This is a genomic window from Rhodococcus sp. G6(2025) (assembly GCF_058628105.1).
This window is the reverse complement of sequence record NZ_CP179750.1, coordinates 4,532,787-4,556,228: the sequence shown is the minus strand read 5'-3', so window position 1 is coordinate 4,556,228 and position 23,442 is coordinate 4,532,787. Positions and strand designations below refer to the sequence as shown.

16 protein-coding genes and 1 pseudogene are annotated in these 23,442 nt (G+C 67.5%); 11 read left to right on the top strand and 6 right to left on the bottom strand.

All coding sequences use genetic code 11. From position 1 onward, the window contains the following. Positions 1-17: 17 nt before the first annotated feature. Entirely contained in the window at positions 18-1,454 is a 1,437-nt protein-coding gene (locus ACLIVD_RS20865; RefSeq protein WP_491930573.1) for an amidohydrolase, read from the bottom strand. A 35-nt stretch (positions 1,455-1,489) separates the two neighbouring features. Then, positions 1,490-2,953, bottom strand: coding sequence for an MFS transporter (locus tag ACLIVD_RS20860; protein WP_491930572.1), 1,464 nt, complete (start codon positions 2,951-2,953; stop codon positions 1,490-1,492). Between the two features lie 102 nt (positions 2,954-3,055). Between ACLIVD_RS20860 and ACLIVD_RS20855 the strand changes: the two genes are divergently transcribed. Continuing rightward, the gene (locus tag ACLIVD_RS20855) at positions 3,056-4,069 is read left to right on the top strand and encodes an Lrp/AsnC family transcriptional regulator (protein WP_491930571.1); all 1,014 of its coding nucleotides are present in this window, start codon (positions 3,056-3,058) and stop codon (positions 4,067-4,069) included. A gap of 202 nt (positions 4,070-4,271) precedes the next feature. Here the strand turns inward: ACLIVD_RS20855 and ACLIVD_RS20850 are convergent, their stop codons facing one another. Continuing rightward, entirely contained in the window at positions 4,272-4,874 is a 603-nt protein-coding gene (locus ACLIVD_RS20850) for a TetR/AcrR family transcriptional regulator (protein ID WP_011593694.1), read from the bottom strand. 71 nt (positions 4,875-4,945) lie between these two features. Between ACLIVD_RS20850 and ACLIVD_RS20845 the strand changes: the two genes are divergently transcribed. The 10 genes from ACLIVD_RS20845 (at position 4,946) to ACLIVD_RS20800 (ending at position 20,312) form a co-directional block, all read left to right on the top strand. Then, a complete protein-coding gene (locus tag ACLIVD_RS20845) occupies positions 4,946-6,127 on the top strand; it encodes an aromatic ring-hydroxylating oxygenase subunit alpha (RefSeq protein WP_491930570.1) in 1,182 nt (393 codons plus the stop codon). Further along, on the top strand, positions 6,124-6,885 hold the full coding sequence (locus ACLIVD_RS20840; RefSeq protein WP_105413771.1) for an enoyl-CoA hydratase/isomerase family protein: 762 nt from the start codon (positions 6,124-6,126) through the stop codon (positions 6,883-6,885). The genes ACLIVD_RS20845 and ACLIVD_RS20840 overlap by 4 nt, the downstream gene beginning before the upstream one ends. Before the next feature lie 36 nt (positions 6,886-6,921). Then, positions 6,922-7,599 carry a PaaI family thioesterase gene (locus ACLIVD_RS20835; RefSeq protein ID WP_283352062.1) on the top strand — a complete coding sequence of 226 codons (678 nt, stop codon included), beginning with the start codon at positions 6,922-6,924 and terminating at the stop codon, positions 7,597-7,599. Continuing rightward, a complete protein-coding gene (locus tag ACLIVD_RS20830) occupies positions 7,596-8,846 on the top strand; it encodes a CaiB/BaiF CoA transferase family protein (protein ID WP_283352063.1) in 1,251 nt (416 codons plus the stop codon). The genes ACLIVD_RS20835 and ACLIVD_RS20830 overlap by 4 nt, the downstream gene beginning before the upstream one ends. 193 nt (positions 8,847-9,039) lie before the next feature. After that, on the top strand, positions 9,040-10,581 hold the full coding sequence (locus ACLIVD_RS20825) for a class I adenylate-forming enzyme family protein (protein WP_283352064.1): 1,542 nt from the start codon (positions 9,040-9,042) through the stop codon (positions 10,579-10,581). Between the two features lie 88 nt (positions 10,582-10,669). Further along, the gene (locus ACLIVD_RS20820) at positions 10,670-12,076 is read left to right on the top strand and encodes an MFS transporter (RefSeq protein WP_283352065.1); all 1,407 of its coding nucleotides are present in this window, start codon (positions 10,670-10,672) and stop codon (positions 12,074-12,076) included. Positions 12,077-12,080: 4 nt separating this feature from the next. Beyond that, positions 12,081-14,213 carry a molybdopterin-containing oxidoreductase family protein gene (locus tag ACLIVD_RS20815; protein WP_491930569.1) on the top strand — a complete coding sequence of 711 codons (2,133 nt, stop codon included), beginning with the start codon at positions 12,081-12,083 and terminating at the stop codon, positions 14,211-14,213. Next, complete coding sequence (locus ACLIVD_RS20810) at positions 14,210-16,447, top strand: molybdopterin-dependent oxidoreductase (RefSeq protein ID WP_491930568.1); 2,238 nt, start codon at positions 14,210-14,212, stop codon at positions 16,445-16,447. The genes ACLIVD_RS20815 and ACLIVD_RS20810 overlap by 4 nt, the downstream gene beginning before the upstream one ends. Further along, complete coding sequence (locus tag ACLIVD_RS20805) at positions 16,447-18,075, top strand: FAD-dependent oxidoreductase (RefSeq protein WP_491930567.1); 1,629 nt, start codon at positions 16,447-16,449, stop codon at positions 18,073-18,075. The genes ACLIVD_RS20810 and ACLIVD_RS20805 overlap by 1 nt, the downstream gene beginning before the upstream one ends. Further along, a complete protein-coding gene (locus ACLIVD_RS20800) occupies positions 18,072-20,312 on the top strand; it encodes a molybdopterin-containing oxidoreductase family protein (protein WP_491930566.1) in 2,241 nt (746 codons plus the stop codon). The genes ACLIVD_RS20805 and ACLIVD_RS20800 overlap by 4 nt, the downstream gene beginning before the upstream one ends. Before the next feature lie 5 nt (positions 20,313-20,317). Here the strand turns inward: ACLIVD_RS20800 and ACLIVD_RS20795 are convergent, their stop codons facing one another. The 3 genes and pseudogenes from ACLIVD_RS20795 to ACLIVD_RS20785 all read right to left on the bottom strand — a co-directional run bounded on the left by ACLIVD_RS20795 (position 20,318) and on the right by ACLIVD_RS20785 (position 23,369). After that, positions 20,318-20,788: an esterase/lipase family protein gene (locus ACLIVD_RS20795; RefSeq protein ID WP_477956021.1), complete on the bottom strand. Its 471-nt coding sequence runs from the start codon at positions 20,786-20,788 to the stop codon at positions 20,318-20,320. A 206-nt stretch (positions 20,789-20,994) separates the two neighbouring features. Continuing rightward, entirely contained in the window at positions 20,995-22,146 is a 1,152-nt protein-coding gene (locus tag ACLIVD_RS20790; RefSeq protein ID WP_283352071.1) for an acyl-CoA dehydrogenase family protein, read from the bottom strand. A gap of 54 nt (positions 22,147-22,200) precedes the next feature. After that, positions 22,201-23,369: pseudogene (locus tag ACLIVD_RS20785) on the bottom strand (aromatic ring-hydroxylating oxygenase subunit alpha). Positions 23,370-23,442: the final 73 nt, after the last annotated feature.

The following is a 23,442-nucleotide window of genomic DNA, read 5'->3' as shown; positions in this document are numbered from 1 at the left end:
TGGTTGCGAATGGGTGGTCAGACGGCGACGGCGGCGCCGCGCAGGGGCGGGGCGATGACCCCGTCGGGAAGCGGGGAGTCGTAGGGGGTCTCGGAGGTGCGGGAGGTGAACTCCTTGCGCGCCGAGGCCAGCAGTTCGGCTTCCGTCAGCAGGTCCGCCGCGGTCGCGGCCATGATCTTGGCGGCGTGGATCATCCCCTTGTGTGCGGCGGGAAGCTTGCCCTGGGCGACCATCTGCCACGAGTGGGCGGCAGTGCCGACGGCGACGCACGCCGTGGCGCACTGTACGAGGGGTGTCACCCGGCTGACGTCACCGAGGTCGCTGGACCCGGTCAGCGTCGGACGTGGCGTCCGCGCGTCGAACGTGATGATGTCGGTGTGCAGAGCGCTTCCGTCGCCCTCGAACTCACCGCCGAGGGTGCTCGCCGTGCGTCCCGATGTAGTCTCGGTGATGAACGCCGATGCGGACTCGAGGTCGCCGGCGTCGAAGGGAACCGGTCCGAGCTCGCGGAGCCGATCCTGCATCGAATCCTCGAGGACGACATTCGGCAGGATGTCCGAGCATCCGCCGTCGATCTCGATCTCGACCGTGGTCTCGGTCATCAGCGCGGCGCCCTCGGCGATCTTCGTCACACGGGCGAACAGCTCGCGCATGCCGGCCACATCCGGCGACCGCACAAGGTAGTACGCCTCGGCGCTCGCCTGGACCACGTTGGGTGAGCGACCACCGGTGTCCAGGATCGCGTAATGGATCCGGCAGTCCGAGGGCATGTGCTCACGCAGGAAGTTCGTGCCGACGTTCATCAGCTCGAGCGCGTCGAGAGCGCTGCGGCCGCGCTCGGGGGACACGCCTGCGTGGGAGGCGATGCCGGTGAAGCGGACGTAGGCCTGGATGTAGGCGAGTGTGCGGATTCGTTGCACGGTGGTGGTGTCGCCGGGGTGCCACGACACGGCGGCGTCGACGTCGGCGAACGCACCCTCCTTCACCATGAACGTCTTTCCGGCGGCGGCCTCTTCGGCGGGGCATCCGTAGTAGCGGACGGTTCCCGGGAGGCCGTTCGCGTCGAGGTAGCGCTTGACGGCGGTCGCGGCCAGGAGCGAACCACCACCGAGAAGGTGATGTCCGCAGCCCTGCCCGTTGCCGGTTTCGTTGCCGGGCTCCGGTTCCGGCACGGCACTTCCCGACTTCTGACTGAGCCCGGCGAGGGCGTCGTATTCGCCGACGATCGCGATCACCGGCGTACCACTTCCGGCTTCGGCGCTGAACGCGGTCGGGATACCGGCCACCGCCCGGCTGACGGTGAATCCCTCGGCCTCCGCGACGGCGATCTGCGCATCGACGGAAGCGTGTTCTTCCCATCGCAATTCGGGGTTGTTCCAGATGGCGTCGCTCAATGCGGTGTACTGCGGGCCGAGTTCGTCGATGGTGCCGAGGAGGTATGGATCGACAGACACTTCGATATCCTTTCGTTCGGTGTTCAGGAGAGATGTCAGGCGTGCACTTGCTCGTCGTCGGCAAGTGGGGCTGTGTCGTTCTCGGTGACGTCCGCCGGCGAGCGGAGTTTCAGTGCCAGGACAGCGGTGAGGGCGCACAGTGCCGCACACACTGCCCACACCACGTGATAGGCGCCCACCGAGGGGATCTGCTTGGCACCGGCGGTGAGTGCCGGGGTGATCATCGATGACATCACGAGGGCGAACACGGCCCCGGCTACGGCTCCCGCCGCGGTGCGGGATGTGTTGTAGAGGCCGGACGCGATGCCGACCGAATCCGGTGGGGCCTGCTGCACGATGACGGTGGGCAGCACCCCGACCACGACGCCGCCGCCCATTCCCGCGACGACGAGCCACAGAGTGAACAGGGTGACGTTCCCCGGGACGACGATCATCAGGATGTAGGAGGCCGCCGCGAGGACCGCACCCAGTGCGAGCGATCCGGGCACGGTGGCGGAGCGGGCGAGCCGGTCGCTCGTGGCCGCACCGACGAACATCGCGAGAGCGAACAGCGCCAGGATCAGGCCGGTCATCGACGCGGTGACGCCGAGCCCGTAACCGTTGGTCTCCGGCGTGGCGCGGAGGAAGAGGGCGCTGGGGGTCTGGACACCGAACAGTTGGGCGCCGAACAGCATTGCCATCAACATGGGCACCCGCATGCCTCGTCCGACCACGTCGAGGTCCACGAGCGGATGCCGGACCTGTCGTTCCACGAACACCCACACGACGAGAACCGCAGCCCCGACCCCGATGGCCGCCCACGTCAGGGTGCTCGTCCAGCCCCAGGTGTTGGCGTTGGAGACACCACCGAGCACCCCGAGCAGACCGACCGTCAGCAGGACCGCGCCGGTCCAGTCGACGGTGCCCGACTTGCGCACCGTCGTCTCCGGGACGAGGAAGTAGACCACCGCAAGGCAGATCGTCATGAGGATGGCGGGCACGAGCAACACAACACTCACGTCGCCGATCACCGAGTCGAGCAGGAAACCCGAGAGCAGGCCGCCGACGGCGGCACCCAGTGTCAGCGACCCCACCAGTCTGCCGATGCTCCGGCCCGCCGTGGCCGGGTTGCGGTCCCGCACGATCGCGAACTCGAGTGGCAGGAACGCCGCGAGCGGTGCCTGCAACGCCCGGCCGACGAGCAGCAGTTCGAACGACGGCGCGAACGCGACGAGGAACGAACCGAGCGCGACGGACGCGGTCGCGACGACGAGAAGCCGTTTGTGCCCGAAGAGGTCACCGAGTTTGGCGATCAGTGGGACGCAGGCGGCCGTCCCCAGCAGATACATTGCGCTCACCCAGTTCAAGGCGGCGGACGACGCGTCGAAACGTTCGCCGATGGCGGGCAGCAGCGGGGAGAACCACCCCTGCAGCAGGCCGCTGGCGAACTCCATGACCACAAGGAATCCGACCGCTGCCGTGGCAGCGTCGCTTCCCTGGAGGTGGCGCGAAGAACTCATGTGGACTCCAAGAGGATCAGCGGAAAGTGACTGGTGGAAGAGTGACCCGACGTGAATTCCGTCGTGTAAATTTGCAGCTTTCTCGGCACAAAAGGACCAATCATGCAGGATTACGAGCCAGATGATGTCGACTTCGGTCTCATACATGCATTGCAGATCGAGCCGCGGGCATCTTGGAAGGTGCTCGCGCCGATCCTGGCCGTTGACCCCGTGACGTTGTCGCGGCGGTATCAGCGGCTGCGCGACACCGGTCTGATCTGGGTCACCGGCTACGATGCCGGGACGCCGGGTCGTGGTGCTCTGGTTGAAATCGAATGCGCACCAGGACAGTCCGCCGCAACGGCAGAGGCCATGTCGGAAGATCCGGTGGTCGCCGGTATCGACTTCACGGCGGGCGGCCGCGACCTCCTACTCACGCTGATGGCGCAGGATTCGGCGGAGACGTCGCAGTTCCTGCTTCATCGGCTCGGGGAGTATCCGGAGATCCGGCGAGCCCGGACCCACCTCATCACCGAGGTGCTCTTCGAAGCCGGGAACTGGCGGCTGCGCACGCTGTCCGCGGCACAGGCCGCCCGGGTCCCCGGCCCCCGGCCGCCGCGCCCCCGCGCCGCACGGACCGTCTCACCCGACCTGAAACGCGTGATCCATCACGAACTGGGCATCGACGGCCGCGCGGCCACCACGGCGATCGCCGAACGCGCCGGCGTCAGCAATCAGCGCATCACCGACGCGATCGCGACGATGCGGCGAGACGGATCGCTCCTGCTGCGCACCGACATCGCCCGGACCTACTCCGAGTGGCCGATCTACGCCTGGTACTTCATGCAGGTTCCCGCGCCGCTGATCGAACGGCTGAGGACGTCGCTGGGCCGGATCGAGGAGGTGCGGTTGGCGGTACTCGTGGCCAGCGAATACAACCTGATCATGGCCGTCTGGTTGCGCACCCTGAACGACGTCCACCGGTTCGAACTGCTCCTCGAGAAGATCTTGCCTGGATCGCGGGTGGCGGACCGGTCGGTGGTCATTCAGATCGGGAAACACCTGGGACACATCCTGGACGAACAGGGGCGGGCCACAGGACCAGTAGTCCCTGTGACGCCACCGGGTAGGGCTTGAACACCCCGCTCTCTAGTGCCAACCCGTGGCCGGGCCGGCACCAGAGCGCGTTGTCTCAGTGCGAGGCTTGACGCTGATGCTTGCACCGCGGCTGGACAATTCAGATCCGAGCGATCCCTCGCACCGCCAGATGATGAGGCAGTTCGTCCTGCCTGCCTTCCTGCCGTAGTTCCAGCCGCCGTTCGCGGCGTCCCTCGCGGTCTCAGTTGCCGGCGGGCAGCAGGGAAGGGACGAGGAAGGCGCGTAGCTTCTCGCGGAAGCGTTCCAATGAGCCGGTGCCGCCGTTGAGTTGGCTGATGCACATGATCTCGAGTTCGGAGATCCACTCGCAGAGCAGTGCCAGATCGACGTCGGCGCGGATGTCGCCGGCCTCCTGGGCGTCGCGCAGAATCGGCTCCCAGAGTTCGCTCGTGAGTTCGACGGCCTTGCCCGACGTGGTCAGCAGCGAGTTCGCCAGTGTCATCTCCGACGGCGAAACGAGCAGGTGAACCATGGGGTCCCGGAGACCGCTCTCGACGTTGTTGCAGATGCCCTCGACGAGGCGCTCCTCGATGGTGGGCCACTTCGCGATGAAGGCCCGGGCCGGCTTCATGTTCTTGCGCGCGCGCCGCGCGACGGACTCGATGATCAGACTCTCGCGGTCCGAGAAGTATCTGTAGACGGTCGCGCGGGACATATCCGCTGCGCGAGCGACGTCTTCCATGGTCGTCTTCGTGATTCCGAAGCGTTCGAAACACGTCTCCGCTGCGGTGAGGATCGTCGAGCGGACGTCGGTCGCGGGGTCGTTTCCAGTCCTTGCAGCCACCAGTAGACAGTACCGTCATCAATTTGGGTGAGACGCTAGACAAGCAATGTCTCATGTGCCACTCTCGGTGTATGGAGCGCGAAGACAAGATCACCCTCACCGAGCGACTGATCGCACATGTCGACAACAACAGCACCGACTACGCGGATGACCTGCTTCGAGTGCCGTTCTCGGCGTTCAACGACCCCGAACTCGCCGAACGCGAACGTAAGGTGGTCCGGCGACTGCCGCACATCGTCGCGCACGTCGACGAGCTGAAGAAGGCCGGCGACTTCGTCACGACCGAGCTGATCGGCACACCGCTGCTGGTGGTGCGGCAGACGGACGGCAGCGTCAAGGCCTTCTCCAACGTCTGCAGGCACCGGGGTGCAAAGGTGGAGTTCGAGGAATCGGGTTGCAAGCGCATCTTCAGCTGCCCGTATCACAACTGGGCGTACGGCCGCGGCGGCGATCTGCGGGGGATGCCGCACTCGGAAGGCTTCGACGGCATGGACCGCGCGCAGTACGGGCTCGTGGAATTTCCCTGCGAGGTACGGCACGGCCTGGTCTGGGTGGTTCCGACGGTCGGGGCCGATCTCGACATCGCCGCGATCCTCGGCGCCAAGCACGACGCGGAGGTGACGGCGACCGGTATGGCCGAGTCGTTCCAGGTGCGCAAGGAGACCTGGAAACTCGACATGAACTGGAAGATCGCCGTCGACGGCGTGCAGGACTCGTACCACCTGTGCCAGTTGCACACCAAGACAGTGTGCAACTACCTGGAGGGGAACATCACGGCATACGACCTGGTGGACCGCTCATGGCGAATCGTCGTCGCGCGCAAGTCGATCACCGAGGTTCGCGGCGCCGATCCCGACTCGTTCGACGTCCGCAACTACTCCCTCGCGAACTACACGATCTATCCGGGCACCATGCTCGTGACGGAGCCCAATCACTTCGAGATCTGGACGATCGTTCCCGACACCGAAGATCCCAACGTGTCGTACTGCACCATCCGTCTGCTCTCCCCAAAGGAGCCGGAGACCCCGCGCGAGAAGCGGATTCTCGACAAGAACTGGGAACTCCTCATGGAGACCCTGCACGCCGAGGACTGGTTCGTCACGAAGACGATCACCGCCAACGCGGCGCACGGGCAGGTCGACGAGCTGATCTACGGACGGAACGAACTCCCCGGTCAGGTCTTCCACAAGATGATCACCCGGGATGCCGAGGAGGTCGCGCGTGAGGAGGCCGCGGTCGGCGGTGCGAAGTGACGTCGGACGACCTGCGTCGATCGTCCCCGGCTCCCGGGGTGTTGCAACTCGACCTAGCTCGCCCCGACGTGCACAACGCGATCTCGCTCGGTTTGCAACGTGAGCTCGACGCCGCGCTCACAGAGGCGGCACACGACCCGGACGTTCGGGTGGTGGTACTGGCGGGGGAGGGCGCAGCGGCGTTCTCCGCCGGATACGACCTGAAGGAACTCCGCGCGATGACCCCGGACGCCGGAGTCCTGAGCATGCTCGAACGAGAAGAGCTGCTGTGGCGGTACTTCACGTTCCCCAAACCGACGGTCGCCGCAGTCCACGGGATGGCCTACGGCGCGGGAACCCTGCTCGCGGTGTGTTCGGACCTGCGGGTGGGCGGCCCCGGCACCCGCATCACCGTCACCGCGGCGAAGTACGGCGGAGCCAACCTGACCTGGGTCCTCGACCAGCTGATCGGCGCCGGGCCGACCCGCGATCTACTGCTGACCTCACGAGCAGTGTCCGGCGAGGAGGCCTTCCGGATGGGGCTCGTCTCCCGGTACGCGGCTGACGGCGACGTTCTCGGTGCCGCACTCGAGGCGGCCGAACAGATCGCGGCTCAGCCTCCCGAGTCGATGCGCGAGATCAAAGCGCTGCTGCTCGACGGGCCGGGGCAGGGTCTGCGGAGCCGATACGACCGGGAAAACGTCGTGTCGCGCACGACCCTTCGACCCCGCCCGGTCGAGGAGATGTTCCGCTCGTACTTCGGAAGCCGCGCAGAGTGATTCGCAGTTCTTCCCGCCAGCGAAAGTGAGATCCGGATGGACGCCACCACTGTCTCGACTACCGACGACATCTGGAGTCCCAGCTGGGACGACCCGTTCGAACCGACTACCGACCGTGACGACGAGTTCGCGGAACTGACCGACGCCCTGCGCGCGGTGCAGGAGGCCGTCACCCGCAGCCGGCCCACCCCGGACGCGGCGGGCCGGACAGCGCGAACGCTCCGTGACCTCGCGGCCCGACTGGCAGCGTTCGAGGTCGGCGAGGACGAGCAGATCTCCGGGCGCCGCTGGGACCTTGCGGGGCGCGGGCAGACCCTCACACCGGCTCTCCATCTCGACGAGGTGACCGACAACCGGGCGCGCGGGCGCGTTCTCGTCGGCAGATTCCATTCCGGCCGATACGCGATGAACGGTGGCGTGACACCGCTGATCTTCGACGAGATCCTCGCGCGTCTCGCCAACAGCTGCGGCAGACCGTGGGCCCGCACGGCGTACCTGCACGTCAACTATCGGGCGCCCGCGCCACTCGACGTCGAATTGCGGGTGGAGGCGGAGTTCGCCGGCCAGGACGGCCGCAAGCGGTTCATGCGCGGTGCCATGCATCACGGAGACGTCCTCGTGGCCGATGTCGAGGGACTCTGGATCGAACTGAAACCCGAACAAACACAGAATGTCTCGCTGGCCGTGGGTCGGGGAGCGGAGGAGAATTCATGAGTGGGTACTCGCTGTTGGACGGCGTGCGGGTCCTCGAGGTCGCCCAGTTGGCCCCGGCGTCGCTGGGTGGGCACCTCGCGGACCTCGGTGCCGAGGTGATCAAGGTGGAGTCGGGGCCGCTCGGCGACCCGGTCCGCGTCGGTGGCAGCCGGGCGATCGGCGAACCTGACGGACCGGCGTTCATGCACCTGCGATGGAATCGCGGCAAGAAGTCCGTCGCGCTCGACCTGCGCAGCCCCGAAGGCAAGCAGGCCTTCCTCGACCTCGCCCGCTCGTGTGACGCCGTCGTCGAAGGTATGCGCGGCGGCTATCTGGACTGGCTCGGAGTCGGCTACGAGCAACTGCGCCAGGTGAATCCGAAGATCGTGCTGTGCACGGTGTCGGGTATGGGCACCGACGGCCCGTACCGGGCTCTGGGTACCGGCGGTCCGGTGTTCGACGCCTACGCCGGGCTGCGCGAGGTGAACACTCCCGCAAAGCCGCCGGCCGAGGGCATGGCCGGTTCCACCACGCCGCCGATCGCGATGTACGCCCTCGGCGCGTACGGGGCGATGGGGCTGCTCGCCGCACTGCACAAGGCCGGAGCCACCGGTGTCGGCTGCCACGTCGAGGTGTCGGGCATCGACGTCGCCGCCGCGTGGATGCCCGACCTGGTGGATGCGGAGCTGAACAGGGACCGCTCGATGCCGCGTCCGTCCTGGCTGCCGGACGGCCGGCTGCCCGACTGGCCGCGACTCGAGGCCTACCGCACCAGTGACGGTGAGGCGATCCTGTTCGGGTCGCACGTGGAGAAGTTCTGGCACAACTTCCTGGTCGCAATTGGGCGTCAGGACCTGATCGGCGTCGACCTCACCAGCACCGACGCGGGCGCCGCCGCCCGTGCGGACCTCGTGTGGCGTGCGCTGACGGAGATCTTCGCGCAGCGCACCCGCGCCGAGTGGGTGCAGCTGTTCCTCGAACACGGCATCGCGGGAGGTCCGGTCAACAGCGTGGCCGATATGCTCGCGGACCCGCATTTCCAGGCGCGGGAGAACACCTACCGGGTCGACTACCCGGGGGTCGGTGAACTCGAATTCGTGGTCAGCCCGGTGCGGGTCGCCGGGGAGAAGTTCGCGCCCGCGCTGCCACCGGTTGTCGGTGCCGACACCGCGGAGGTGCTGCGGTCGGTGGCCGGGTACGAGGATGCGCGGATCACCGCGGCGATCGACCCGAGAACGCCCCGACACGAGGCGCCACCCGCTGGCTGACCGGGCGTATCCCACAGGAGAACGACACCCACACGAAATATATTGTGTGGGTGTCGTTCTCGTGTGATGGTCCGGTTCTGAGGGGTGCCCGAAATTTCCGGATCGAGCATTGCGCCATTCGCCTATAACTGTTAGGTTTGCCGCACATGAAGTGAGGGTGGTCACACCCGGCTGACGAGCACGAGGAGCACAGATGAATCTCGCGGACCTGACCCGGTTCTGGGGTAAGACGCGTTCGCAGCAGCAGGCGATCGTGTTCGGGGACACATCGCAGACCTGGGCCGAGGTCGACGCGATCACCGACGCACTCGCCCGCGGGCTCGCGGCCCGCGGCGTCCTCAAGGGCGACCGGGTTGCCGTGATGATGCTCAATCGCCCCGAACTCGCGCACGTCATCCTGGCGACCCTCAAGCTCGGCGCGATCAGCGTCCCGCTCAACTTCCGGCTCACCGCCAAAGAGCTGGCACCGATGGTTGTCGACTCCGCGCCGCGCGTGGTGATCGTCGAAGACGGCTTCGCGCCGCTGCTCGAGGTCGCCACCGAACAGGCGGAGTTCGAGACCTACGCGATCGGGGGCAGTGCCTATCCGCCGTACGAGCGGCTGATCGACCCCGGAACCGCGCCCGTCGTCGCCATCGCCGCCGACGACCCCGGCTTCATCTGCTACACCTCGGGTACCACCGGCGTGCAGAAGGGCGCGCTGATCACCCACCGCAACGCGATGACTCCCGGCATCTCGCAGTCGATCACCTTCGGCTTCTCGCAGCAGGACCGGGTGTTGTGCTCAGCTCCGCTGGTGTACACCGGCTCGGTCCTGTCGATCTTCATGCAGCTCGTCGTCGTGCCCGGCGCGACGATGGTGCTGTTGCGCGAGTACGACCCGGAGATCGCCCTCGACACGTTCGAGCGCGAGCAGATCACGGCAACCACGACCGTCCCGGTGATCTGGGAACGGATGACGATGCTGCCCGACTTCGGCACCCGCAAACTCGCGAAGTTCACCTTCGCCGGCACGGGTGGCGCGCCGGTCAGCCTGGACTTGCTCGACTTCTACCGTTCACACGGCATCCCGCTCACCCAGTGCTACGGCCTGACCGAGGCGTCGGGCATGGTCTCGACCCTCGCCTACGAGGACGCCGTGTCGCGGCCCGGCTTTGCCGGGCTGCCGCTGGTCGGCACCCACATCCGGATCGGTGAACCGGGAGTCGACACCCCGGCCGGTGAGGTCGGCGAGATCCTGGTCCGGGGCGAGCACGTGCTGCGGGAGTACTGGAACAAGCCCGAGGCCACCGCGGCGACCGTCGGCGACGGGTGGCTGCGCACCGGCGACCTCGGCATGCAGGACGACGGCGGATTTCTCAAGATCGTCGATCGCAGCAAGGACATGCTGATCTCCGGCGGCCTCAACGTCTACCCCGCCGAGATCGAGAAGGCGCTGCACGGCATCGACGGGCTGGTCGATCTCGCCGTCATCGGCGTCAAGGACGACCGGTGGGGCGAGGTGCCGATGGTGGTGTTCCACAGCGAGCGTCCCGCCGCCGACATCGTCGCCGACATCGCCGAGGTCGCCGGCGAGAACCTGGCGAAGTTCAAGCGCCCCCAGCACGCCGTCGCCCTCGGCGAGCCGCTGCCGCGCACGTTCTCCGGTAAGCTCGCCAAACCGTCTCTGCGTCAACGTTTCCCCGAGGTTCCTGCCGACGCACTCGCGGTCGACGGCACCGTCACACCGGTCTGAAGCATGTCTTCGAGGCACGCCTTCGGCTTGCCCATCCAGCTCGAGGCTTCATCCCCCGCGGTTCCCCCACCCGAGAGGAATACACGTCGTGGCCCCCACTCGTGAAGTCGACATCTCCCAACTCATCGACACCGCACCGGTGTCGGCCCTCCAGAAGCGTGCCATCGCACTGTGCCTGGCGCTCGCGATCCTCGACGGCATGGACGCCCAGCTGATCGGATTCGCGATTCCCGCGTTGTCCGAGGACTGGGGCCTGTCCAAGGCCTCGTTCGGACTGCTGCTGGCGCTCAGCAGCGGCGCGATGGTCGTGGGCAGCCTGCTGTTCGGTCCGATCGCCGACCGGTGGGGCCGGCGCCGGGTGATCCTGCTGTGCACCGTGTTGTTCTCGGTATTCACGCTCGCGTCTGCCTTCGCGCCGTCGGTGGGTGTGCTGATCGTGCTGCGCATCCTCGCCGGCATCGGGCTCGGTGGCGTCACCCCGAACCTGATCGCACTGACCAGCGAGTACAGTCCCGCGCGCAGCCGCTCCACCATGGTCACCATCGTCGTTGCCGGCATGTCCCTCGGGGGATTCCTCGGCGGACTCGCTGCCGCTCAACTGATTCCGGCGTACGGGTGGCAGTCGATCTTCGTGGCCGGCGGCGTTCTCCCACTGTTCGTGGCGGCGCTGGCGTGGGCCGGGCTGCCGGAGTCGGGCAAGTTCCTCGCGGCCCGCGGTGATCACGTCGGCGCCGCGAAGATCCTCTCGGCGATCGCCCCGCAGGCCGGCATCAACGGTGCGGTGACGTTCACCGTGGACGCCGTGGTGGCCAACCGGTCGCCGATTCGGGAACTCTTCGCCGGTGGCCGGGCACTGGACACGATCCTGCTGTGGGTGGTGTTCGTCATCAACTTCCTCGTGATCTACTTCCTGTTCGGGTGGATGCCGTCGCTGTTCAGCCAGGCCGGGCAGAGCGCGTCCAATGCGATCCTCGCCGCGGCGCTGTTCAACCTCGGCGGTATGGCGGGCGCGCTGTCCATCGGGTGGATCACCGACCGGGTCGGCACCGCATGGGCGCGGTCCCGGGGCTCGGACGCCGCCTACGCGGTGGTGATGGCCGGATACACGCTCGGGGCACTGTTCATCGGCGCCGTCGCGATGTTCTTGGCGAACTCCACCCTGCTGCTCATCACGATCTGCATCGTCGGATTCGGGATGTCGGGAAGTTCGGCCGGCATCATCGCGATCGCCGCCTCGATCTACCCGGTTGCGGCACGCTCGACCGGGATCGGCTGGGCCATGGGGGTCGGGCGGATCGGATCCATCGCCGGGCCGACCCTCGGTGCCGCCCTGATTGCGGCCGGAATGGACGCCCGCACCATCTTCCTGCTCATGATCGTGCCCACCGCCGTCGCCGTCCTCACCCTCGGCGGGTTGTTCGTCCGAGAACGTCTGCGCGGACGCACCGGGGCGGGGGTCGCGGAACCGGCGGCCGCACCGGCCGAGGCGCACTGAACCGATGCCACCCGTCACGTCCCGGCGTACCTCGTTCTGCAGGCTGTGTGCCTCCTCGTGCGGAGTCCTGCTCGACGTCGAGGACGGGCGGATCACACGGGTCCTCGGAGACGCACAGCACCCGATCTCCGGTGGTTACACCTGCCCCAAGGGACGCCGCGGCGGCGATCTGGCCCACGGCCCGGACCGGCTGACCACCTCGATGCGCCGCACCGGCACCGGCACGCACGAGCCGGTGCCGGTGGCGCGGGCGACCGCCGACATCGCGGACCGGTTGCGCACCATCGTGGACCGCCACGGACCGGATGCGGTCGCACTGTTCATGGGAACGCAGCAGAACTTCGCCGCACTCACCCCGCCGATGGCCCGGGCCTGGTTCCGGGGGACCGGCTCACACAAGCTGTTCTCCACGATGACCATCGACCAATCCGCGAAATGGGTTGTCGCCGAACGGATGGGAACATATCTGGGCGGCAGGCAGCGGTTCGAGGACGCCGATGTGTGGTTGCTGGCCGGTACCAACCCGGTCGTGTCCGCCAACGGCGGCGACGGGGACGGCGCGGTGGTGCAGAACCCGTCCGTCACCCTGCGGGCCGCCCGGGAACGGGGACTGCGGCTGATCGTCGTCGACCCACGACACACCGAAACCGCGGCCTTGGCCGACGTGCACCTGGCGCCCCGGCCGGGAACGGACGCCGTCCTGTTCGCCGGCCTCCTCCACGTCGTCCTGACCGAACAGCTCCACGACACCGACTTCTGTCGCCGGTACACCGCCGATCTCCCGGGACTCGTCGACGCCGTAGCCGACGTGACTCCCACGGTCGTACACCGGATCTGCGGCGTCCCCGCCGACCGGGTCCGTGCCGCGGCCCAGGTATTCGCGGGCGGGAGCCGGGGGATGGCAACGAGCGGCACCGGGCTGTGCATGGGCCCGCATTCCAACCTCGCGGAGCACCTCGTCGCCGCTCTGAACGTGGTGTGCGGCCGGTACCTGCGCGAGGGGGAGCGGGCCGACGACCGCGCCGTCCTGACCCGGCACGCGCCCGCCCGCGCGGAGGTCGCCCCGCCCGCCCGGGCCTACGAGCACGGTTTCCGCAGCCGCATCGGTGGAGTGCGGGCGATGCGCGGTGAGCTGCCGTCCGGCATCCTCACCGACGAAATCCTCGAACCCGGCCCCGACCGGGTGCGGGCGCTGATCGTATCCGGCGGCAACCCGGCCGCGGCTCTCCCCGACCGAGCGAAAGCATTGCGCGCATTGCGATCGTTGGACCTGCTCGTGTGCATAGACCCGCGCATGTCGGACACCGCACGGCTCGCGCACTACGTTATCGCGCCGACCACGATGTACGAACGCGCCGATCACACCGCGATCATGGAACCGTTCTTCCCCCGCCCCTTCGCGCAGTTCACCCCCGCTGTCCTGCCGGCGCCGCCTGGCGTCGTCGACGACTGGCGGTTCTTCCTCGACCTTGCCGCCGCCTCCGGGCAGCCGGTCAAGTTCGCCGGCCGCATACTCGATCCCGACGCGCCGCCGACGTCCGAGCAGATGCTGGCGATGATGGCCGAACGGGGACGCGTCCCGTTCGCCGACGTGGTCACCGCCCCGCACGGACACCTCGCCGGGGCAAGTGGTGCAGTGGTGGGTCCGGCGACGGAGGACGGTGCCGGGCACCGCCTGATGTTGTTGCCCGCGGACGTGCGCGCAGAACTCGTCGCGGCGCTGACCGACCGAGTTGTCACAGAACAGTTTCCGCTACTCCTCACGGTCCGCCGGATACGCGAGGCCGTGAACTCCACCGGCACCCGCGTTCCGGGGCTCGTTCCGGGCGGCACCAACCCGGCAAGCCTGCACCCGGACGACCTGACCGCACTCGGGATCACAGACGGACAGGTAGTGACCGTGCGCTCGGCGGCAGGACGCCTGCGCGCGACCGCGCGGGCGGACCGCACCCTCGCCCGCGGCACCGTGTCGATGACGCACTGTTTCGGCAGCGTCGACCCGCGGGACGACGCCGGGGTGAACGTGAACGCGCTGACCGGAACCGGTGCCGGAGTGCAGGCGATCAACGCGATGCCGACCATGACCGCCGTGCCCGTCGCGGTCGGGGCGGTCGCACCCGAGGAGGAACTCTCATGACCATCGCCGAACCGAAAGCCGGACATCGCATCTGCCCACTGTGCGAGTCGACCTGCGGGCTACTCGTCGAGCTCGACCGGCGCACCATCGTGCGGGTCGCACCGAACCCCGACGACGTGCTGAGCGGCGGGCACAGCTGCGCGAAAGGCCTCGGCCTCGGCCGCATCGAGAACGACCCCGACCGGATCCGGACACCGCTCCTGCGCACCGCGGGCGGCGGATTCCGCGAGGCCACCTGGGACGAAGCGTTCGGCGAGATCGAGCGGCGACTGCCGGAGTTCGTCACCGGCGATCCGGGCAGCTGCGCGATCTACCACGGCAATCCGGCTGCCCACCACCTGGATTCGACGTTCTACCTCGGTGAGTTGATCGGCGCCGTCGGCACCCGGAACATCTACTCGCCGGCGAGCGTCGACACCTGGCCGAAGAACCTCGCGCACATGCTGCTGTACGGCACCGGGCTGGGGATGAGTCTGCCCGACCTCGACCGCACCGACTACCTGCTGATCCTCGGCTCGAATCCGATGGTGTCCAACGGCAGTACCGTCACCGCACCGGGAATCCACCACCGGCTGCAGGCGCTGCGCGAGCGGGGCGGCACCCTCGTCGTGGTGGACCCGGTACGCACCCGCACCGCCGAGGTCGCGGATCTGCACGTGCCGATCCGCCCCGGCACCGACGCCTTGTTTTTGCTCGGCGTGCTGTCCGTGATCGCGTCCGAGGGACTGTCCAGACCCGGGCGGGTGCCGGACGTGGTGGACGGCCTCGGCGCCGCCCTCGCGATGGCGGCGGAATTCGAGCCCGACGCCGTTGCCGCGGCGTGCGGGATCGACGCCGACGTGATCCGCTCAGTGGCTCGTGGGTTCGCGGGAGCAGCTGTGGCGGTGGCGCATTCGCGGATCGGTACCTGCATGCAGGAGTTCGGCACTCTCGCGAACTGGCTCGTCGAGGTGCTCACGATCGTCACCGGCAACCTGGACCGGCCCGGAGGGGCGATGTTCGCATTGCCGCCCGCGGGCGGGCAGAACACCTGGCCGGTGACCAGGACGCCGAAGTTGATGTTCGACCGGTGGCGGTCCCGGGTACGCGGCCTGCCGGAGGCGATGGGGGAGCTGCCCGCGGTATGTTTCGCCGAGGAGATCCTCACGCCCGGGCCGGGCCGCACCCGGGCGCTGATCACCCTCGCCGGGAACCCCGCCCGGTCCCTGCCCAACAGCGGCGCGATCGAGGACGCGCTCGGTGTGCTCGAGTTCATGGTGTCGGTGGACTGCTATCTCAACGAGACCACCCGCCATGCCGACGTGATTCTGCCCCCGCCCCCGGTAACAACCCGAGGCCACCACGACGTCACGCTCGCGCACTTCCAGATTCGGAACGTCGCCCGCTACACCCCACCCTTGCTGGACCTCGCCGACGGCGAGATGGCGGAGTGGCAAATCCTGCTGCGGCTGGCCGCGATCGCGAAGGGAACGCCGGACCGTCCGGTCGGCGAGATCGACGACGAGGTGGCCGCCGTCGCGGCCCGGCGCGCCGCGAACCTCGTCGGCTGCGAAACGGGACGGGTGATGGACGCCGTGGCCAGCCGCCGCGGCCCGCAGCGACTGCTGGACCTGCGTCTGCGCAGCGGACCCTACGGTGACCGGTTCGGGCTCGACCCGGACGGGTTGACTCTCGCACTGCTGGAGGACAACCCGGACGGCATCGACTACGGGCCGCTGGCGCCGCGTGTCCCGGAGGTGCTGCGCACACCGGATGGGCGGATCGACCTGATGCCGGACATGGTCGTCTCCGATCTGCCGCGGCTGCGAGCGAGCGTCACGAGGGCAGCACCGGATCTGCTGCTGATCAACCGGCGTCAGCGTCGCGGCATGAATTCGTGGCTGCACAACGCGCTGCCGCAGACGGACGGCGGCCAGTGTGCGCTGCTGATCAGCCCACCCGACGCGGCCGAGCAGGGTCTGGTGAACGGCGACCGGGTCGCGGTCACGTCCAAGGTCACCACCGTGACGGCCGAACTGCGGATCGACGACACGCTGCGCCCCGGTGTGGTGAGCATGCCGCACGGGTGGGGCCACGACGGGCCGGGCCTGCGGACCTCCCGGTCGGCCTCGGTCCCCGGCAGCAACTACAACGCCCTGGTGGACGACACCACCGACCTCGAGGCGCTCACGGCGTCCCCGATCTTCAACGGCGTCCCGGTCACGGTGACGCGCACGAGCGAGGAGCATCCCTGATGGCGTACGTGGTCACCCAGAACTGCTGTAACGACGCGACCTGTGTCGCGGTCTGCCCGGTCGACTGCATCCACCCGACCCCCGCGGAGCGGGAGTACCAGCGCACCGAGATGCTGTACATCGACCCGGGCGCCTGCATCGACTGCGGCGCCTGCTCCGACGTGTGCCCCGTGGATGCGATCGTCCCCGGCGACGCACCCGCCCCCGACATCGACCGGTACCGGGACATCAATGCCGAGTACTTCCAGCGCAATCCACGCAGCATTGCGCCAGGCGCGCACGTGCAGCCGCTTCCGCTCGCCCTCGCGACCGCCGGCGTCGCCGACCCCCCGGCGATGCGAGTGGCGATCGTCGGATCCGGACCGTCCGCGTTCTACGCCGCCGAGGAGCTGCTGGCCCGACGCGACATCGCCGCCGAGGTCACCATGTTCGAACGGCTGCCCGTGGCCGGCGGACTCGTGCGGTTCGGCGTCGCGCCCGACCACTGGCACACGAAGACGGTCGACCGGGTGTTCGGCCGCACCGCGCGTCGTGACGGCTTCACGTTCCATCTCGGCGTCGAGGTCGGGAAGGATGTGACGATCGACGAGGTGCTGGCCCACCACCACGCGGTGATCCACGCGTCCGGCGCAGCGGGTGACCGGCGCCTCGGCATTCCCGGCGAGGACCTGCCGGGCAGCTACGCCGCCAGGGAGTTCGTCGCCTGGTACAACGGTCACCCCGATCACGCCGATCGCGTCTTCGACCTCACCGCGTCCCGCGCCGTCGTGGTCGGCAACGGGAACGTCGCGCTCGACGTCGCCCGTATCCTCGTCTCCGACGTGGAGACCCTGCGCCGCACCGATATCGCCGATCACGCCCTGACCGCACTGTCCGACAGCCGGATCGAGGAGGTGGTGGTGCTCGGCCGACGGGGACCCGAGCACGCGGCCTGCACCACCCCGGAACTGCTCGCGCTCGGCTCGCTGCCCGGGATCGAAGTCCTCGTCGACGGCCCGGTTCCGACAGGTCCGGACGCGCCGACCAAGCTGCGGATCCTGGCCGACTACTCCCGGCGGGAGCCGACACCGGGGAACAAGCGCATCGTGCTGCGCTTCGGCACCACTCCGCAGGAGGTGGTAGGGGACGGGCGTACCGCCGCCCTGATCGTGACCGGCACCGACGCAGGCACCGAGGACCGGATCGAGTGTGGTCTGGTACTGCGGGCGGTCGGGTACCGCGGACTGCCGATCGCCGGCCTCCCGTTCGACGAGGCCGCCGGAACCGTCGCGAATGTGTCGGGCCGCGTCACCCTGCCCGACACGGGGCAGGCCGTGGCCGGCCACTACGTGGCTGGCTGGATCAAGCGCGGCGCGACCGGGGTGATCGGCACCAATCGCTACTGCGCGGCGGAGACCGTCGAGGCCCTCCTCGCCGATCACCGTGCCGGACTGCTCCCCGCCCCGACCGGGACCTCCGCAGACCTGGCGGCGCTGGTGCGCGAACGCCGACCCGACGCGCTCGGCGGTGCGGACTGGCGCGCGATCGACCGCTTCGAGCGCGAGCGCGGCCGCGAGGCAGGCAGGCCCCGCATCAAGATCGTCGACGCCGGGCAGGCGGCTGTCGTCGCGGGAGTGGCAGTCCGATGACCCCGAAGGACACGACCCAGGTGCACACGTTCTGCCGCATCTGCGAACCGGGATGCGGCCTGCTCGCCGACGTCCGGGACGGCGAGGTGGTCCGGTTGCAGCCGGACCGGGATCATCCCGTGCACCAAGGGTTCTCCTGCCACAAGGGCGTGCACTACCTGCAGGTCCACTCCGATCCGGACCGGCTCGACCGGCCGCTGAAGAGGACCAATCCGCGGAGCGAAGAACGCGGCGACTTCGAACCCGTCGACTGGGATGTCGCGGCGCGCGAGATCGCCGGCAGGTGCCAGGAAATACGGAAGAAGTACGGCCGCAGCGCCCTCGCCGTCTATCAGGGCAACCCGTCGGCGTTCAACGGAGCCTATTACGCGAACGCCGCCACGCTCGCCCGCGGCTTCGACACCCGGATGCGCTTTAGTGCGGGAACGCAGGACACATCGGCCAAATATGCGGCGAGTGAGGCGATCTACGGCGCGTCGATGGCGCATCCGATTCCCGACCTGCTGCACACGGACTACTTCCTGTGCCTCGGCAGCAACCCGCAGGTCTCGCACATGACGCTGATCCACATCTCGGATCCGATGGCCAAGATCCGCGCTGTGAACAAGCGCGGCGGAACCGTGCTGTTCGTCAATCCGCGCCGCATCGAGTCGTCGTCACCGGAGACCGGTGAGGTGCTGCTGATCAAGCCGGATACCGACTTCTACTTCCTCGCCGGAGTTCTGCACGAGATCGTGTTCCGGATCGGGTACGACCGGGACGTCGTGGAACGTCACGCGCGACGCGTCGACGAACTGCTCGACTTCGTCCGGCAGTATCCCGTCGACCGGATCGCCGCGGTCACCGGTATCGACGCCGACACGATCCGGCAGGTCGCCACCGACTTCTGCGCGGCGCCGAGCGCGAGCATCTACATGGCGACCGGCGTGAACCAGGGCCGGCAGGGCACCCTGGCCTATTGGATGCTCACCATGGTGAGCCTGTTCTCCGGCAACCTCGGTAGACGCGGCGGCAATATCTACTCCCGCGGTGTCGCCGATGTCGTGCAGGGCTCGAAGCGCAAGCGGGAGGACCCCTTTTACGACGGTCCCTTCGGTGAGATGCGCACCGTCAGCGGGGACCTCCCCGCCGCGCTCCTCCCGGAGTTCATCGAGAACCCCGACGACCCGATCCGCGCACTGATCGTGGTGTCGGGCAACCCGCTGCTGTCGGTCGGCGGGGACGGCCGCCTGCGCCGTGCGTTCGAGCAGTTGGACCTGATCGTGACCGTCGATCTGTATCGCACGGTCACCGGCGAGATGGCGGACTATGTACTGCCCGCGACGGACTGGCTGGAACGGGAGGACATCAACTTCCTCAACACGATGGGCGTCGCGATGGAGCCCTATGTGCAGTACACGCCCGCCGTCGTGCCGGCGAAGGGGGAGCGCCGCGACGACTGGTGGATTCTGTCCCGCATCCAACAAGAGATGGGCGTCCCGACCCTGCTGGACGACCCGGACCCGAATCCGTTCGCCGCGGTCGACGCGATGATGCGGGACTCGGGTCTGAGTATCGACCTTCTCGCGACGATGCCCTGCCAGACCGCGGTGCTGCCGGAGGCCGATCCCGCGCACGTGTTCAGCATCGCGGTCCAGCACGACGACGGACTGATCGACTGCTGCCCCGCACTGTTTCAGCGCTCGTACGACACCGCCGAACGAATTCTCGAGGAGCTGGCCGCGGAACCCGCCGACCAACTCAAGCTGATCACCCGGCGCACCCACTACATGGTCAACAGCTGGCTGCACAACCTTCCGGTGTTCAAACAGGTTGTCCATCAGAGCAATCCGTTGTGGATGAACCCGGACGACGCGCGGTGCCGGGGCCTCGTAGAGGGCGACGACGTCACTGTGCGCAACCGTCACGGCGAAATCGAGGCGGTTCTGGTCTGCGACGACACCCTCCGGCCGGGTGTCGTGGCGATGACGCACGGCTGGGGGCAGGGCACGGCCCGAGGGCTGGACGTGGCGAGGCGCAACCCGGGTGTGAACGTCAACCGGCTCGCGCCCACCGGCACGGACGGTTACGACCCCCTCAGCAACCAGTCACAGCTCACCGGCATCAACGTCGAGGTGATCCGGGCCATGGGATCCCCTCGGGGAAGAATTGACGTTCAGGGCAGTGGCGCAACGCATGACAGCTGGGCGCGACGGCCGCCGCCGGCTCCAGGAGATTCCGGACGATACGCAGAGTGATGTCGTCATAGACCATGGTCCCGTGATTGGTCAGGTTCTCGGCGCAGGAATCTTGGACCACGACGTGGGAGACGTTCGGTCCGGGTGGTAGCTGAGACTCGCTCAGTTGCACGACAAGATCGGACCGGGAAGTGACAGTGGCGTATTCGACTTCCGGCCGGGTCATTCCGTCGACGCCGGTTTCTAAGACAAACGCCGAACCTGCGGTGCCGCCGTCGACCGCGGGAATCGCGCGTCCGACGAGATCTTTGGCCTGGGGGTGTCAGGCGAGGAGATTGCACGAGCCTGCCCTGCGAATGCCCGACGATGTCGATCCTGTCCGCGCCGGTGGCGGCGAGAACTTCCTCGACGTAGTTACCGAACTGTTGCGCGGACACGCGCATGTCCCCGGTCTGATTGAACGGTCCGGTGTTTGGTTCACCGTAGTTCAGGCCGAAGATGCAATAGCCGTCCGCTTTCAGCTGTGGTGAGTACATCGCCCAGTTGGCGTACAGCCAGGAGACTGCACACTGCCACCCCGCGCGCGACTACACCCATCTCGTCCCACTCCTCTTCCGCGACTGCGGGCAATCGGCTACTTATCTAAGGAGTCTAGGTTCTCGACGGGCGACAAGGGCGAGAGCGGCGAAACGGGTGCGGCCGAGAATCGTCAGCCGCACCCGTTTCGCCTGCCCGGATTCGATCAGGCCTTCATCAGATCGCGATGGATGATTTCCTTCATGATCTCGTTGGTACCGCCGTAGATCCGTTGGATTCGAGCGTCGATGTACGCCTTCGCGACGGGGTACTCCATCATGTAGCCGTAGCCGCCGTGGAATTGGACGCCGGCATCGATCACCCGGCCTTGCAGTTCGGTAGCCCAGAGCTTGGCCTTCGCGGCGTCGACGGCGGTGAGGGTGCCGGCGTTGTGTTCACGCACGCACCGATCGACGTACGCACGCGACACCTCGACGGCCGTCTGAAGTTCGGCGAGTGAGAAGCCCATGCCCTGGAAATCGCCGATACGCTTGCCGAAGGCGGTGCGTTCCTTGACGTAGTCGAGCGTCCAGCCGAGAACTGCCTCGGCCGAGACCTGTGCGGCGATGCCGATGCCGAGTCGTTCGAGGGGAAGACTCTGCATCAGATACGCGAAGCCGGAGCCCACCTCACCGAGCAGATTCTCCTTCGGGATACGTACGTCCTCGAAGAACAACTCGGCCGTGTCCTGCGCGTGCAGACCGAGCTTGTCCAGTTTGCGGCCTCGGCTGAATCCCGGCGTTCCGTCCTCGACGACGAAGAGGCTGAAGCCGCGGGAGCCGGCAGAGGGATCTGTCTTCGCGAATACGATCACAATGTCGGCGAGGATGCCGCTGGTGATGAAGGTTTTGGACCCGTTGATCACCCAGGTGTCGCCGTCGGCGACGGCAGTGGTCTGGATGGCACGCAGGTCGCTGCCCGCGGCAGGCTCACTCATGGCGATCGCACCGATGGTTTCACCGGTGACGAATCCCGGCAACCACCGTCGGCGCTGGTCTTCGTCGGCGTGACGGAGAAGGTAGTTGAGGACGATGTCGTCGTTCGTGGAGAACCCGGACTGCAGAGCCGATGCGCCGACTCGGGCGATTTCCTGCTGGATCACGAACCGGAAGCGGTAGTCGAGTTCACCGGGCCCGCCGTACGCCTCGGGGACGGGTAGTCCGAGCAGGCCCTGGCGGCCCGCCGCCAGCCAGGTCTCACGATCGATCAGGCGATCCGCATCCCATTTCTCGAGTTGGGGAACCACGTGCTTGTCGATGAATCCACGGACGGATTCGCGGAACAACTCGTGGTCCCGGTCGAAGAGATCGCTCTGCATGTTTTTCCTCCTGATGCGGGACGCCCGTCAGGCGACCTGCACATCGTGTGTTTGTCAGTTCGTTGCCAGCAGTTTCTGGGTCTCACGCCGGAACACCTGGTTGGCAACCTCGTTCTGGCCCAGCACCATCCGTCCGGCGTTCGCGCTCGTCATACCGTGCTGGGAGTCCCGCAGGAGTGGGAAGTCCTCGGCATGAAGAACTGCGAGCAGAATCTCCCAGTTCTTGTTCCACAGGCGAGTCCACTTCTCCTCGGTCATCTCGGTGTCCGCCACTGGTGGCACGATCAGACGCATCTCCATGCGGCAGCGCTGCGGATCGGTGGGGTGGGGCCGGAAGGTGAGGAGCTGGAAGTGATCCGGCTGCCGCAGCAGGGTGCTGTTGGGAAGCAGGAAGTGGGTTTCCGTGATGTCCTTGGCCAGGCTTCGGTCGCCGGGGTCTTCCTCGATCCACCGATCGATCGACTTACGCGGGGCGATGAAGCGGCAGTGCCTGCCGAAGTCCTCGAACGCCATCACGTTGGTGTGGATGTGCTTGGCGGCAGTGTTGGGTGGGCGTACTGGATGTGGTACCCGTCGAGAAAGGCGTCCTGCATGATCTTCCAGTTGACCGGCTCGTCGAATCCCTCGGACTGGACGGCGATCTTGGAATCGAGGTCGTACCCGGACAGAATTGCATCCATCTCTTTCCCGAGCCAGCCGGCCACGTCGATCTCGGCGTTCGCCTCGTCGACGACCCAGATGAAACCGTGGCGCTCCTCGGTCGGCAGTTCGACGAGGCCCATGCTCGTGGTGTCGGTTTCCCCGAAGGTGTTGTCACGGGTGATCGTCCGCAGGGTGCCGTCCGTGTCGTACGACCACCGGTGGTACGGGCAGGAGAACAGGCGGCAGCGGCCCTTCTCCTCCTTCTCGAGGAGGGCGCCCCGATGCCGGCACAGGTTGACGAATGTCTTGACGCCACCGTCGCGCTGGCGGACGACAATGATGTTGTTCCGCGGCATCTGCAGGGTGAAGAAGTCGCCGGAGCGGGGGATCTCGGAACCATGCGCGACGATCGAGGGAACCCGTCCGAAGATGAGGTCACGCTCTCGCTTGGCTATGGCCGGATCGGTGAATTCCTCCGGCTGAAACCAGGTGATGTGGTCGAACTCGTCCGTCGTGTCGTTGCGCAGGTGATCCAGGGCCCGGCGAATGCGTTGCTCGCGGGGTGCTCCGACCTCGGTCATTGCATCTCCTCCAGTCTCGTGGACGCGCCCGGCTACCGTGTGGTCACCGGCTTGCGAACGTGTGTGCTGCGGA

Coding starts and splice junctions, on each gene's coding strand:
- ACLIVD_RS20805 (WP_491930567.1), top strand. CDS start 16,447: ATGGCGTACGTGGTCACCCAGAACTGCTGTAACGACGCGACCTGTGTC.
- ACLIVD_RS20815 (WP_491930569.1), top strand. CDS start 12,081: ATGCCACCCGTCACGTCCCGGCGTACCTCGTTCTGCAGGCTGTGTGCC.
- ACLIVD_RS20825 (WP_283352064.1), top strand. CDS start 9,040: ATGAATCTCGCGGACCTGACCCGGTTCTGGGGTAAGACGCGTTCGCAG.
- ACLIVD_RS20855 (WP_491930571.1), top strand. CDS start 3,056: ATGCAGGATTACGAGCCAGATGATGTCGACTTCGGTCTCATACATGCA.
- ACLIVD_RS20795 (WP_477956021.1), bottom strand. CDS start 20,788: ATGTACTCACCACAGCTGAAAGCGGACGGCTATTGCATCTTCGGCCTG.
- ACLIVD_RS20790 (WP_283352071.1), bottom strand. CDS start 22,146: ATGCAGAGCGATCTCTTCGACCGGGACCACGAGTTGTTCCGCGAATCC.
- ACLIVD_RS20860 (WP_491930572.1), bottom strand. CDS start 2,953: ATGAGTTCTTCGCGCCACCTCCAGGGAAGCGACGCTGCCACGGCAGCG.
- ACLIVD_RS20800 (WP_491930566.1), top strand. CDS start 18,072: ATGACCCCGAAGGACACGACCCAGGTGCACACGTTCTGCCGCATCTGC.
- ACLIVD_RS20830 (WP_283352063.1), top strand. CDS start 7,596: ATGAGTGGGTACTCGCTGTTGGACGGCGTGCGGGTCCTCGAGGTCGCC.
- ACLIVD_RS20810 (WP_491930568.1), top strand. CDS start 14,210: ATGACCATCGCCGAACCGAAAGCCGGACATCGCATCTGCCCACTGTGC.
- ACLIVD_RS20845 (WP_491930570.1), top strand. CDS start 4,946: ATGGAGCGCGAAGACAAGATCACCCTCACCGAGCGACTGATCGCACAT.
- ACLIVD_RS20835 (WP_283352062.1), top strand. CDS start 6,922: ATGGACGCCACCACTGTCTCGACTACCGACGACATCTGGAGTCCCAGC.